The organism is Actinosynnema sp. NPDC050801 (assembly GCF_040673975.1).
In the GTDB taxonomy this organism is placed as follows: domain Bacteria; phylum Actinomycetota; class Actinomycetes; order Mycobacteriales; family Pseudonocardiaceae; genus Actinosynnema.
The window spans coordinates 1-12871 of sequence record NZ_JBFAQZ010000040.1 but is presented as its reverse complement, the minus strand read 5'-3'; the positions used below and the strand labels follow the sequence as shown (position 1 = coordinate 12871).

At 72.9% G+C, this 12871-nt stretch carries 12 protein-coding genes; 9 read left to right on the top strand and 3 right to left on the bottom strand.

Going from position 1 to position 12871, the window contains the following annotated elements:
- Positions 1-2 precede the first annotated feature (2 nt).
- The 5 genes from AB0K14_RS39720 (at position 3) to AB0K14_RS39700 (ending at position 7401) form a co-directional block, all read left to right on the top strand.
- Complete coding sequence (locus AB0K14_RS39720; RefSeq protein ID WP_360463426.1) at positions 3-959, top strand: SurA N-terminal domain-containing protein; 957 nt, start codon at positions 3-5, stop codon at positions 957-959.
- Complete coding sequence (locus AB0K14_RS39715; protein ID WP_360463423.1) at positions 956-1870, top strand: MazG family protein; 915 nt, start codon at positions 956-958, stop codon at positions 1868-1870. Before AB0K14_RS39720 ends, AB0K14_RS39715 begins: the two co-directional genes overlap by 4 nt.
- 657 nt (positions 1871-2527) lie before the next feature.
- On the top strand, positions 2528-5707 hold the full coding sequence (locus tag AB0K14_RS39710; protein ID WP_360463420.1) for a PDZ domain-containing protein: 3180 nt from the start codon (positions 2528-2530) through the stop codon (positions 5705-5707).
- Positions 5708-5805: 98 nt separating this feature from the next.
- Positions 5806-6360 (top strand): hypothetical protein, encoded by a 555-nt coding sequence (locus AB0K14_RS39705; protein ID WP_360463417.1) that lies wholly within the window; start codon positions 5806-5808, stop codon positions 6358-6360.
- Positions 6361-6552: 192 nt separating this feature from the next.
- The gene (locus tag AB0K14_RS39700; RefSeq protein WP_360463414.1) at positions 6553-7401 is read left to right on the top strand and encodes a lytic murein transglycosylase; all 849 of its coding nucleotides are present in this window, start codon (positions 6553-6555) and stop codon (positions 7399-7401) included.
- Between the two features lie 5 nt (positions 7402-7406).
- Here the strand turns inward: AB0K14_RS39700 and AB0K14_RS39695 are convergent, their stop codons facing one another.
- The 3 genes from AB0K14_RS39695 to AB0K14_RS39685 form a co-directional block, all read right to left on the bottom strand.
- Positions 7407-7733 (bottom strand): hypothetical protein, encoded by a 327-nt coding sequence (locus tag AB0K14_RS39695; protein ID WP_360463411.1) that lies wholly within the window; start codon positions 7731-7733, stop codon positions 7407-7409.
- Positions 7730-8107: a tetratricopeptide repeat protein gene (locus tag AB0K14_RS39690; RefSeq protein WP_360463408.1), complete on the bottom strand. Its 378-nt coding sequence runs from the start codon at positions 8105-8107 to the stop codon at positions 7730-7732. The genes AB0K14_RS39695 and AB0K14_RS39690 overlap by 4 nt, the downstream gene beginning before the upstream one ends.
- 67 nt (positions 8108-8174) lie before the next feature.
- Positions 8175-8891, bottom strand: a complete 717-nt coding sequence (locus AB0K14_RS39685) for an alpha/beta fold hydrolase (RefSeq protein ID WP_360463405.1) — start codon at positions 8889-8891, stop codon at positions 8175-8177.
- 109 nt (positions 8892-9000) lie between these two features.
- Between AB0K14_RS39685 and eno the strand changes: the two genes are divergently transcribed.
- The 4 genes from eno (at position 9001) to AB0K14_RS39665 (ending at position 12770) form a co-directional block, all read left to right on the top strand.
- Positions 9001-10287: a phosphopyruvate hydratase gene (eno, locus tag AB0K14_RS39680; protein ID WP_360463403.1), complete on the top strand. Its 1287-nt coding sequence runs from the start codon at positions 9001-9003 to the stop codon at positions 10285-10287.
- Positions 10287-10817, top strand: coding sequence for a septum formation initiator family protein (locus AB0K14_RS39675; protein ID WP_360463400.1), 531 nt, complete (start codon positions 10287-10289; stop codon positions 10815-10817). The genes eno and AB0K14_RS39675 overlap by 1 nt, the downstream gene beginning before the upstream one ends.
- Positions 10814-11305 (top strand): DUF501 domain-containing protein, encoded by a 492-nt coding sequence (locus AB0K14_RS39670; RefSeq protein WP_360463397.1) that lies wholly within the window; start codon positions 10814-10816, stop codon positions 11303-11305. The genes AB0K14_RS39675 and AB0K14_RS39670 overlap by 4 nt, the downstream gene beginning before the upstream one ends.
- Positions 11306-11471: 166 nt before the next feature.
- On the top strand, positions 11472-12770 hold the full coding sequence (locus tag AB0K14_RS39665) for a lytic murein transglycosylase (RefSeq protein WP_360463394.1): 1299 nt from the start codon (positions 11472-11474) through the stop codon (positions 12768-12770).
- Positions 12771-12871 lie beyond the last annotated feature (101 nt).

The following is a 12871-nucleotide window of genomic DNA, read 5'->3' as shown; positions in this document are numbered from 1 at the left end:
TCGTGAGGACTGTGCAGAGGCGCTTCACCCTGACCGGCGCGGCGGTCGCCCTGGCATCGGCGGCACTGCTGGTGGCCGGCTGCGGCACCGGCCCGAGCCACGTCGGCTCGGCCGCGATCGTCGGCGACACCGTGCTGCCGCTGGAGCAGGTGCAGCAGCGGCTGGACGTCGTGCTCAAGAAGGAGCCCGAGGCCCAGAAGCTCCACGACCAGCGCAAACTCGACCAGGTCGCACGGCAGCTCGTCACCCTCGGCGTGCAGCACGAGCTGATCGAGCAGGCCGCGCGGCGCGAGGGCGTGTCGGTGTCGGAAGAGGACGTGACCGAGTCGGTCGACCAGGCCGGCGGCGCGGAAGTCGCCTCGCAGAACACCGTGTACGACGCGGCCACGTTCCGCGAGCGCGCCAAGGACCAGCTCCTGCTCGTCGAGCTGGCCCGCAAGTACGTGGACCGGATGGAAGTCACCTTCGACTACTTCTTCACCAAGGACAACGCCGAGGCGATCGAGAAGGCCAAGCAGGTCGCCGCCGACCCGGCGAAGATGGCCGAGTTCATCGCCGACGCGCCCCAGGGCGTCGAGGGGCAGGCGTTGTCCAAGGAAGGGCAGCGGGTGCGGTCCGCCGAATCGCCGCAGGCCGCCCAGTCGCCGCTGTTCGGCGTCCCCGCGGGCACCGTGGTGGCGTTCGCGCCCGACCCCAGCAGCGCGCAGTGGATCGTCGCCCACGTGACCGACCGCAAGACCGACGTGCGCGCCTCCGGCGAGTCGTCCACCGAGCAGTTGACGCCGCAGCTGCTGGAGCAGATCGGACTGCGGCTCGTGCAGACGCTGGCGGGTGACCCGGAGATCCAGGTCAACCCCCGGTACGGCCTGTGGGACGGCACGGCCATCTCGCTCGCGCCCAGCGAGGGCGAGCTGAGCGGCTACCAGGCGACGGTCCGGGTCCGGCAGACGTCCTCGTGACCGTTGTCGTCGTAGGCACCACCCCCGTTCTGCCCGCCGCCGCGCTACCCGCACTGCGGGGCGTGGCGGCGGTGTACGCGGGGGAGGGCGTCGACGCGGAGCTGTGGTCGGCCGAGCCCGCGTCGGCGCTGGTCGTCGACCCGTCGGCCGTGCTGATCACCACCAACCCGGACGAACCAGCGGCGGCGGCGCTGATCGCGGCGGGATCTGCCGTGATCCGCACACCGGCCGTGCCGTTGTCGGAGGCGGCGGCGGTGATGGACCGGCTGCGTTCGCCCGGTGGTTGTCCGTGGGACGCCGAGCAGGACCACAAGTCGCTGCGCCAGTACCTGGTCGAGGAGACCTACGAGCTGCTGGAGGCCATCGAGGACGGCGACCGGGCGGCGATGCGGGAGGAACTGGGCGACGTTCTGCTGCAGGTGCTGTTCCACGCGCGGATCGCGGCCGAGGACGCCGACGAGCCGTTCGGGATCGACGAGGTCGCCGGTGACCTGGTGGCCAAGCTGGTCGGACGGCACCCGCACGTGTTCCAGGGGCACGATCCCGCGGTGCACGACGCGACGTCGCAGCAGCACCGGTGGGAAGAGCTCAAGCAGGTCGAGAAGCAGCGCGAGTCGAGTGTGGACGGGGTGGCGACCGGGCAGCCGGCGGTGGCGCTGGCCGGGAAGCTGGCACAGCGGGTCGCGCGGGCCGGGTTCCCGGTCGACCTGCTGCCGGAGGGGGACGACACCGGTAGCACGTTGTTCGCGGTGGCGGCGTTGGCGAAGCTGGCCGGTGAAGATCCGGAGACGGAACTGCGTGCCGTGGCCCGTCGGTTCGAGGCGGACGTGCGTGCCGCCGAGCGGTCGGCGCGGGAGGCCGGGATCGGCGCGATGACCGCTGCCGACTGGCGAGCTCACTGGCCCGGTTGAGCCGGGGCGGCTGAGTCGGGTCGATCGATCCGGGTCGTTCGGGTCTGCGGGTGTCTGCCGCTTGTCCGTTTCAGTGTGGTCCGGCTGGTTCGCTGGTTCGGGTCTCCGTCCGGCCCGATGCATTGGCCACCGATCCGCTTTTGATCCGCTTTTGATCCGTCGCGGCGCGGACATTGCGCGTGGTCACTCGACGGGGCGAAGAGTGCAACCCAGGACAACCCGAATCGCATGTCTCACGTTAGCCGGATAAAACGGCCGGCCCGGCGGCGACATGACCTGGCGGTGACGATGGCAGTAGCGGTGGCGGTAGTGGCGGGTACGGGCGGTAGCGGGCGCGGGGCGGTCGCGCGTGCGGGCTTGGCCTCGGGCGCGTACGGGCGGCGGCCTCGGGGAGGTGGCGGATCGTCGGAGGTTGACCCGAACGCTTCGGACCTGACGACGGTCCGTTGAGGATTGCCGAAGGTTGAGCGCCGAAGGTTGAGGATCGCCGAAGGCATCGAGGGACCGAGGCATCGAGGCATTGAGGCATTGAGGCATGGCGGACCGGTGGCGGCTCGCAGCTCGTCGTGGGTTCTCGGGAAGGTGGGTGGAGATTGTCCGAGGGCGGGTGCGTGGAGTGGGTCACCGCTGGGTGATCGGCGCGCTAACGTCGAAGAGGTGACCGAGGCCTACCTCCGCTTCCCGCACCTGCACGGCAACCTCGTGACCTTCGTGGCCGAGGATGATGTGTGGCTCGCCCCGCTCGACGGCGGTCGGGCCTGGCGGGTGACCGCTGACCAGGTGTCCGTGTCCTTCCCCCGCTTCGACCCGACCGGTGAGCGGTTGGCTTGGACGAGTCGTCGTGACGGGGCGCCGGAAGTCCACCTGGCGCCGGTGGAGGGCGGTGAGGCCACCCGGCTCACCTACTGGGGCGACTACACGACCGGTGTGCGCGGGTGGACGGCTGGTGGTGAGGTCGTCGCGGTCACCTCGACCGGTCAGGCGTCGACCAACCGGAAGTGGGCGCACGCGGTGCCCGTCGACGGCGGGCCGGCGCGGCGGTTGCCGTTCGGGTGGGTGGACGACGTGTCGTTCGGCCCCGACGGGCAGGTGGTCGTCAGCTCGGTGTACGGGCACGACCCGGCCTGGTGGAAGCGCTACCGGGGTGGTGCGGCGGGCAAGTTGTGGGTCGACGCGACCGGCGACGGCGAGTTCGTCCGCATCCTGCCGGAGTTGACGTCCTCGCTGACCTCGCCGATGTGGATCGGGGACCGGATCGCGTTCCAGTCCGACCACGACGGGGTCGGTAGTTTGTATTCGGTATCCCCTGACGGGTCGGATCTGCGGCGGCACACCGAGCAGGAGTTCTACGCGCGCGTCGCGTCCACCGACGGTGAGCGGGTCGTGTGGCAGCACGCCGGTGAATTGTGGATTGTCGACAGTCTGCTGGATGCCGAGCCGCGGCGGTTGGAGGTCAGGCTCGGTGGCCCCCGGACAGCCCGCAGGCCGCGGCACGTGCCGTCGCGGCCGGACGACTTCCACCCGGACAAGACCGGGCGCGCGAGCGTGGTCGAGGTGCGCGGCACGGTGCACTGGGTGACCCATCGGGACGGCCCGGTGCGCGCGCTGGCCGAGCAGCCCGGCGTCCGGGCCCGCCTGCCGCGCGTCGTCGGCGACAACGTCGTGTGGGTGACCGACGCGGACGGCGAGGAGGGCTTGGAGTTCGTCCCCGTCGGCGGCGTCGAGCCGGGCAACGAGCCGCGCCGCGTCGCGGTCGGCAAGGTGGGGCGGGTGCTGGAACTGGCCGTCTCCCCGGACGCGCGCCGGCTCGCCGTCGCCACGCACGACGGGCGGCTGCTGCTGGTCGACGTGGAGTCCGGCGAGGTGCGCGAAGTCCTGAAGGGCGCGAACCCGCACGTCAGCGACCTGGCCTTCTCCCCGGACTCGAACTGGCTGGCCTGGTCGCACCCCGGCCCGCGCCCGTTGCAGCACATCCGGATGACCAACACGACCGACCTGTCCGTGGTGGACGTGACGCCGCTGCGGTTCTCCGACTTCTCGCCGACGTTCACCGAGGACGGCCGCTACCTCGCGTTCCTGTCGGTACGCAGCTTCGACCCGGTCTACGACGCCCACGTGTTCGACCTGTCCTTCCCGACCGGCTGCCGGCCCTACCTGCTGCCGCTGGCCGCGACCACCCCGTCGCCGTTCGACCCGCTGCGCCTGGGCCGGTCGGTCGGCGACGACTCGTCGGACAAGGACAAGGGCAAGGACAAGGACGACGAGAACCCGATCACCGTCGTGGACCTGGACGGGTTGGCCGACCGGGTGGTGACGGTGCCGGTCGCGGCGGCCCGCTACGCGGGCCTGACCGCCGTGAAGGGCGGCCTGCTGTGGCTGCGGTCGCCGTTGCGCGGCGTGCTGGGCGACAACCTGGCCGGCCCGCCGGCCCGCGCCCCCAGGGCCGTGCTGGAGCGGTTCGACCTGGCCAAGGCGCGCACCGAGACGCTCGTGGACGGCGTCGACGCGTTCGACGTGACCGGTGACGGGCAGCGGGTGGTCGTGCAGGACGGTGGTGACCTGCGGGTGGTGCCGACGGACCGGAAGGTCGACTCCGACGACGACGACTCGGTGGACGTCGACCTGTCGCGGGTCCGGGTGGTGGTGGACCTGGCCGCCGAGTGGCGGCAGGCGTACGCCGAGGCGGGCCGCCTGATGCGGGACCACTTCTGGCGCACCGACATGGGCGGCGTGGACTGGGCGGGCGTGCTGGAGCGCTACCGGCCGCTGGTGGACCGGCTCGGCAGCTACAGCGACCTGGTCGACCTGCTGTGGGAGGTGCAGGGCGAGCTGGGCACGTCGCACGCGTACGTGATCCCGGCCCGCGGGCCGCGCGGGCGGGCGGTCGGGTTGCTCGGCGCGGACCTGGAACGCGACGAAGCGGGCGCGTGGCGGGTCGTGCGGGTGATCCCGGGTGAGACGTCGGACCCGGCGGCGCGGTCGCCGTTGGCGGCCCCCGGTGTCGCGGTGCGCGCGGGTGACGCCATCGTGGCCGTGGACGGTCGGCAGGTCGACCCGCTGACCGGTCCGGCGCCGCTGCTGGTCGGCACGGCGGGCAAGCCGGTGGAGCTGACCGTGCGGCCGGGCGGTGGTGGCGAGCCGCGACGGGTGGTGGTCGTGCCGCTGTCCGACGACGAGCCGCTGCGGTACCACGCGTGGGTGGCCGACCGGCGGGCGCGCGTGCACGAGCTGTCCGAGGGCCGGGTGGGGTACCTGCACGTGCCGGACATGACGGGCGCCGGCTGGGCGCAGCTGCACCGGGACCTGCGGGTGGAGCTGGGGCGTGAGGCGGTGGTGCTCGACGTGCGGGAGAACGGCGGCGGGCACACGTCGGAGCTGGTGGTGGAGAAGCTGGGGCGCAAGGTCATCGGCTGGTCGGTGGCCCGCGGGTACACCACGTCGGTCAGCTACCCCGGTGACGCGCCGCGCGGGCCGGTGGTGGCGATCGCGGACGAGTTCGCCGGGTCGGACGGCGACATCGTCAACGTGGCGATCAAGGAGATGGGCATCGGTCCGGTCGTCGGCACCCGCACGTGGGGCGGGGTGATCGGCATCGACATGCAGTACCACCTGGTCGACGGGACGCTGGTGACGCAGCCCCGGTACGCGACGTGGTTCGCGGGGCCGGGGTGGGACGTGGAGAACCACGGCGTCGACCCGGACGTCGAGGTGGTGATCACGCCGCAGGACCGGGTGGCGGGGCGCGACCCCCAGTTGGACACGGCGGTGCGGCTGGCGTTGGAGGCGTTGGCGCTGCGTCCGGCGGCCGTTCCGCCGCAGCTCCCGCCCCTCACCTGATCGAGTCCACCCGAGCGTGTGACGGCGCGGTGGTTGCGGCCGGTGGTCCGAAACCGATCAATGGGTACACGCAAGATCGGGCTCGGGGGGTCGGTTCAGTGAGTCATCGTGAGTTGCCGCGCAGCGGGCGCGGGTGCCTGTCGGCGGTCGTGGGGTTGCCGCTGGTGGCGGTCGGCGGGGTGGCGTTCCTGGTGTTGACGTTCGGCGAACCGGCGTCGCCGCCGGTGGGGTCGGGCGAGGTGCCGGTGACGGGTCGCCAGACGCTGGTGAGCGTGCGGACCAGCGTGCCGCCGGTCCCCGTGCCGCAGGTGGGTCCGCCGTTGTCGCCGCGACCGGCGGACCCGGGCGGGCCGTCCCACTCCGTCGCGCCGCCGGGCGGCCGGGAGCCGCGGCAGGCCACGTCCACCAGGCCCGGTGAGCCACCGCGCTCCGAGACCGCCCGCGGCCGCGCCGAGTCGCCACCGGCCTACGCCGCACCCCTGTCCCCGCGCCCCCCGCGCCCCCCGCGCCCCTCGGCGACGTCCTCGTCGTCGCCCTCCTCCACCCCCGACCCCACCACCACCGCACCCACCGACCCGACCACCACCGAACCGCCTACGACCACCACCACCGCACCCACCACGACACCCCCGGACCCCGCCCCCACCCCGTGAGCGCGCGTGTCCTACGTCCGGAACACCCGAGTTCACCGTTCGGAACACCGTCGTGAGCTGTCCGCGCCGGCTGGAATCCCGCAGGTGCCGGGGGGTGTCGGGTCTGGCGCGGGCCGGTTGCGGGCCGCGGTCACGGTGGTCCGGTCGGTCGGGATCGGCCGCGCACCCCCGTTCAGCACGTAGCCTGGGGCCGTGGTCGTCCCGCCGCCGTCCAAGATCGAGCCGCGCCGTCCGTCGCGCGGCAGTGCCGGCAACTTCTTCGGACGCCTGGCGCTCGTGCTGGTCCTGCTGGCGGTCGTGGCCGGGGGAGCGTGGGCGCTGAGCACGTTCAACCGCTCCGGGCCGGGGCCCATCGCCGACCCGCCGTTCCCGGTGCCGTTCCTGGAGGTCCAACCGGGCGCCGCGGCGCCGGGCTCGGCGGGGGCCGTGCCGTCCAGCGGCCAACCCCAGGCCGCACCCGCCGCGGGCGACGCCGACCCCGTGACCGCGTGGGCCGCGGCGTTGTCGGACAAGACCGACATCCCGGCCCGCGCGCTGCGCGCCTACGCCGTCGCCGACCTGCTGACGCGGACGCAGAACCCGGCCTGCCGCGTGTCGTGGGCGACGCTCGCCGGCATCGGCCGCATCGAGTCGCACCACGGCACCATCGGCGGTCTGCGGCTGGGTGAGGACGGCCGGCCGTCGCGCCCGATCATCGGGATCCCGCTGGACGGCTCACCGGGCGTGAAGGCGATCAACGACAGCGACGGCGGCACGCTCGACGGCGACACCAGGTGGGACCGCGCGGTCGGACCGATGCAGTTCATCCCGACCACGTGGGCCAAGTACGCGGTGCGCGCCAACGGCGACGGCCAGAGCCCGGACCCGCAGAACATCGACGACGCCGCCCTCACCGCCGCCCGCTACCTCTGCTCGGGCGGACGTGACCTGGGTACGGGCGCCGGCTGGTGGGCCGCCGTGCTGGCCTACAACAACTCCACCGAGTACGGCCAGAACGTCTACAGCGGCGCCGACGCCTACGCCCGCGCGAGCCTGGGCTGACCCGGTCAGCCGCGGTACAGGGGTGGGTCGACGGTGAGGCCGAGCTCCGGCAGGCCCAGCCAGTCCAGCTCGACCCCGGCGCTCTCCGCGCGTGCGGCCAGGTCGAGGCGCACGCGGTACGCGGCCAGCAGCAACGCCTGCAGTGAGTCGACGCCGAACGCCGCACCGACGGCCTCGTCACCCAGACCGGTGATCCGGTACGGGCAGCGCCAGTCACCGTTCGTGCTCAGCGGGTCGGGGTGGGGCGCGCCGATCCTGATCACCACGGGCGTGCCGGCACCGGCCTGCACCTGCCGTTCGGCCACCACCTGACCGAGCCCGTCGGCCGTCATCGGTCCCGTTCCACCGCGAGGCGGGCGCTGACCTCGCCCAACGCCTCCTGGTACTCCGGTGACGGGTTCATCGCCGCCGCTATCCGCAGCTGCGTCAACGCCTCGGTCAACCGGCTCTGCCGCTGCAACGTGCGCCCCAGCGCGAACCGCGCGTAGTGGTCGCTCGGATCGAGCTCCAGCACCTTCCGGAACGCCGCCTCGGCACGCTTGAGCTGGGCCGAACCCAGGTAGGCCCGACCCGCGAGCAGCTGCACGCCGACCTGGTCCGGCGCCGCTTCGAGCACGACCCGGAGCTCGCGCAGCGCCTCCAGCGGTCGACGCTCCGCGAGCAGCGCCTCGGCTCGGCGGAACGCCTCGAAGGTGCTGTCCGTCATGGTTCGATCAACGCTACCCGTGCACCCGGTTGCCGTACGACAGCCGACCGGATGACGGGACGGCGTGTCACGCCACCAGGGCCGCGTGCAGCCGGTCGAGCACGGGCTTGATCGACGGGGGTTGCTCCACGTGGGCGTTGTGCCCGGCCCCGGGCAGCACCATTCCACCCGGCTGCGCCGCCGTCAGGTGCTCCGGCGGGCACATGGGGTCCGACTCGCCCGCCGCGAGCACTACCGGGGCCTTGGCCGCCGCCAGCAACCCGGCCACGTCCGGCGCGCCCACCGCGAACGCCGCCGGGTCCAGCGCCGCCCGCCACCCGCCGTCCACCGGCGTCACCCCGGAGTCGTCCAACGGCACACCGGCCAACCGGGCCGCCCACGCCGACGCCTCCTCCCGGGTCTCGAACACCCGGGCCGGCCGCGCCGCCGTCGACGCCGCCTTCGTCAACTCCTGCGCGGTCCACCGCAGCTTGATCCCCAACCCGCCCGCGGCCCGCACGTCCACCCCGAACCACCCGCTGGCCAGCGTCAACGCCACCACGCCGCCCAACGAGTGCCCCAGCACGGCCACCGGCCCCGACGGGACCACCGACGCCACCGACGCCGCCAACGACCCGAACGAGTACCGGGGCAGGGGAGCCGACCGACCGTGCCCGGGCAGGTCGACCGCCAACCACGCGCCGGGCCAGTGCTCGACGGCCGAACGCCACACCGACCCGGTCGCCCCCAGCCCGTGCAGCAGCACCAACAGCGGCCCGTCACCACCGCGCACCACGTGAACCACCGGTGAACACCTCCCCGCCCACGCCCCAACAGGCGAGCCGGGGCCGTCCCACACCTTGCACCAACTAGGCTCGGCATCGATACACAGATGGTCTGACGAGGGAGCGCACGTGGCGGTCATCGAGCAGGTCGGCGCCCGCGAGATCCTGGACTCGCGAGGCAACCCGACCGTCGAGGTAGAGGTGGCGTTGGACGACGGCACGCTGGAGCGTGCCGCGGTTCCGTCCGGCGCGTCGACCGGTGAGCACGAGGCGGTCGAGCTGAGGGACGGCGACGCCAAGCGCTACCTGGGCAAGGGCGTCGAGCGCGCGGTCACCGCGGTGCTCGACGAGATCGGTCCCGAGCTGGTCGGCATCGAGGCCGTCGAGCAGCGCATCGTGGACCAGAAGCTGGTCGACCTCGACGGCACGCCGGACAAGTCCCGCCTGGGCGCGAACGCCATCCTCGGCGTGTCGCTCGCGGTGGCGAAGGCGGCCGCGGCGTCCAGCGGCCTGGAGCTGTTCCGCTACATCGGCGGCCCGAACGCGCACGTCCTGCCGGTGCCGATGCTGAACATCCTCAACGGTGGCGCGCACGCCGACACCGACGTGGACATCCAGGAGTTCATGATCGCGCCGATCGGCGCGGAGACCTTCCGCGAGGCGCTGCGCTGGGGCGCGGAGACCTACCACGCGCTGAAGTCGGTGCTGAAGTCGAAGGGCCTGGGCACGGGTCTGGGCGACGAGGGCGGTTTCGCGCCGTCCCTGTCGAGCAACCGCGACGCGCTGGACCTGATCCTGGTCGCGATCGAGAAGGCGGGCTTCACGCCGGGCCGCGACATCGCGCTGGCCCTGGACGTGGCCGCGACGGAGTTCTACTCCGACGGCGCCTACACGTTCGAGAAGACCAAGCGCAGCGCCGAGCAGATGACCGGCTACTACACCGAGCTGGTCAACGCCTACCCGATGGTGTCGATCGAGGACCCGCTGTCCGAGGACGACTGGGACGGCTGGGTGCAGATGACCGCCGAGCTGGGCGAGCGCGTGCAGATCGTCGGCGACGACCTGTTCGTGACCAACCCGGAGCGGCTGGAGGAGGGCATCTCCCGCCGGGCGGCCAACGCGCTGCTGGTGAAGGTCAACCAGATCGGCACGCTGTCCGAGACGCTGGACGCGGTCGCGCTGGCCACCTCCTACGGCTACAAGTCGATGATGTCGCACCGGTCCGGCGAGACCGAGGACACCACGATCGCCGACCTCGCGGTGGCCGTCGGCGCCGGCCAGATCAAGACCGGTGCGCCCGCCCGCGGCGAGCGCACCGCGAAGTACAACCAGCTCCTGCGCATCGAGGAGGCCCTGGGCGACGCCGCGCGCTACGCCGGTGACCTGGCCTTCCCGCGGTACACGCCGGAGAGCTGATGGCACGACGGGAACGGGAACCCCGGCGTGGTCGCGAGGCCACGCCGAGGTCCCGCCCTGCGCGGGCGCAGGCCCGCGAGGGGCAACCCCGCAAGCCGGGGGCGCGCAAGCCCCAGTCGAGGGCCCGGACCAGGGCGGGCGCGGGCACGGGTGGCGCGTTCGGCATGACCGGCACGCGCCGGGCCGCGCTGCTGGCGATGGTGGTGTGCGCGTTGGCGCTGAGCATCGCCGTGCCGCTGCGCACCTACCTGGCCCAGCGCGAGGAGCTGCGCGGCGTCACGGCCTCGCAGGAGACGTTGCGCGCCGAGGTCGAGCAGCTGGAGCGGCGCAAGCAGGAACTGGCGGACCCGGCGCACGTGGAGGCCGAGGCCAGGCGCAGGCTGCACTACGTGCGGCCCGGAGAGACGCCCTACATCGTGCAGCTCCCCGGCGACGCGGAGCGCGAACTGGAACAGCAGCGACCGGCGACCAAGCCGGCCGAGGACAAGGCGTGGTACGAGCAGTTGTGGGATTCGGTGGCGGCACGATGACGGTGAGCGACGAGGACCGGGCGGCGGTCGCGGCGCAGTTGGGCCGGGAGCCGCGGGGCATGCGGGCGGTCGCCGCGCGGTGCCCGAGCGGGCACCCGGCGGTCGTGCAGACCAACCCCAGGCTGGAGGACGGCACGCCGTTCCCGACCCTGTACTACCTGACGTGCTCGCGGTTGAACTCCTACGTCAGCAGGCTCGAAGGGGCCGGGTTGATGAAGGAGATGACCGACCGCTTGGCGACGGACGAGCAGTTGGCCGAGCGCTACCACCGGGCGCACGTGATGTACTTGGCCGAGCGGGACGCGATCGAACCGCTCGGCACCACCGTCACGGCGGGCGGCATGCCCACCCGGGTCAAGTGCCTGCACGTCCACGTGGCGCACTCGCTGGCCGCCGGCCGGGGGGTTAACCCGTTCGGTGACGAGGCGCTCGACCAGCTCTCGGAGTGGTGGCCGAGCGGGGAATGCGCGTCAACGGTGAAAAACTGACCGTCCGGGCAGTTCTCCGGGTACAAAGCCGGTGCACGCCCGTGACACCGCCGTTCGGATCAGGCAGGCTGGTCTGCAGGCCGGGTGACGAGTCGATGGGGAGTCCGTGGCTGTGCCGAAGTCGAAGCGTCGGGGGCGGAAGAGGACCAAGGTCCATCCGGGCACGATGACGCCGCGGCAATGGGGCTTCGCCGCCACGGCGACCGCCGCGATGCTGGTGCCCGCGCTGCTGCACACCGCCGCACCGCTCGACTGGTTCACCGTCGCCGACCGCGCCGACGTCGAGGCCGTCCCACCCGGTCCGGGTGACGTGCTGGGCACGCTCGCGCTGGACGCGAGGGGCAAGCTCGGCGCCACCGGCAGGCTGCCCGAGACCGACGAGCTCAGCGCCGGGCTGCTCGCCGACGCCGACGACCCCTCGGAGTTCGAGGACGACCTGCCCCCGTTGGAGGGCGGGTTCCTGCGCGAGGGCCAGCACGGCATCCCCGGCGTGATGCTCGACGCGTACATGCGCGCGGCTGACCGGCTGGCCGTGACCACGCCGAACTGCAACCTGGACTGGCCGCTGCTGGCCAGCATCGGCCGCATCGAGTCCGGTCACGCCCGCGGCGGCCGGGTCCGCGAGGACGGCACCACGGTCGACCCGATCCTGGGCCCGGTGCTCAACGGGGCGCCCGGCATGGCCGCCATCCGCGACACCGACGGCGGCAAGTACGACGGTGACCGCACGTGGGACCGGGCCGTGGGCCCGATGCAGTTCATCCCGTCCACCTGGGCCGGCTACCAGGCCGACGGCAACGAGGACGGCCAGCGCAACCCGAACAACGTCTACGACGCCACCATCGGCGCGGGCAACTACCTGTGCGCGAGCAACTCGGACGTGAGCGACCCGGAACAACGGGCCCGCTCGGTGTTCCGCTACAACCGCTCCAACGAGTACGTCGCCACGGTCCTGTACTGGGCGGACGTGTACGCCAACGGCGTGCCGGTGCTGCCGGACCTGGTCGGCTCCGACGACGACTTCGGCCCTCAGCCGGGCAACGGCACCACCCCGGGCAACGGCGACAACAACAACACCTCGCCCCCCGGCAACACCACGCCGCCGTCCTCCGGCACGTCGACCCCGCCGACGACGACCAGGACCCGCCCTGGGGTCACGATCACCATCACGCCGACCGTGCCGACGAGCTCCACCACGCCGACCACGACCCCGACGTGCCCCACGCCGCCCACGGAGACGACCACCAGCACGCCCACGACGACTCCGACCACGACCCCGTCGATCCCCCCGGGCTGCCCCACCCCGACCACCACCACCACGACCACGACGACGACCACCACCACCACGACCGTGGAGACGCCACCGGCCGAGACGACCTCGCTCGGCTCGACCCCCGGCGGCACGTCGAGCGACTCGGCCTCGTCCACCCCGCCGATCACGTCGTCGTCCATGAAGGCCACCTGAGCCGCACGCGCCCACGTCCACCTCTGTCCCGCCGCCGGACGCCCAGGACAAGTCGCTGCCCGCCACCACCCGCTCGTCCACCAAGCCCTTCACCAAAGGGT

What these genes read in the sequence shown, in the direction of transcription:
- AB0K14_RS39695 (WP_360463411.1), bottom strand. Translation starts at nt 7,733, where the DNA reads ATGACGGCCGACGGGCTCGGTCAGGTGGTGGCCGAACGGCAGGTGCAG.
- AB0K14_RS39690 (WP_360463408.1), bottom strand. Translation starts at nt 8,107, where the DNA reads ATGACGGACAGCACCTTCGAGGCGTTCCGCCGAGCCGAGGCGCTGCTC.
- AB0K14_RS39675 (WP_360463400.1), top strand. Translation starts at nt 10,287, where the DNA reads ATGGCACGACGGGAACGGGAACCCCGGCGTGGTCGCGAGGCCACGCCG.
- AB0K14_RS39670 (WP_360463397.1), top strand. Translation starts at nt 10,814, where the DNA reads ATGACGGTGAGCGACGAGGACCGGGCGGCGGTCGCGGCGCAGTTGGGC.
- AB0K14_RS39665 (WP_360463394.1), top strand. Translation starts at nt 11,472, where the DNA reads ATGACGCCGCGGCAATGGGGCTTCGCCGCCACGGCGACCGCCGCGATG.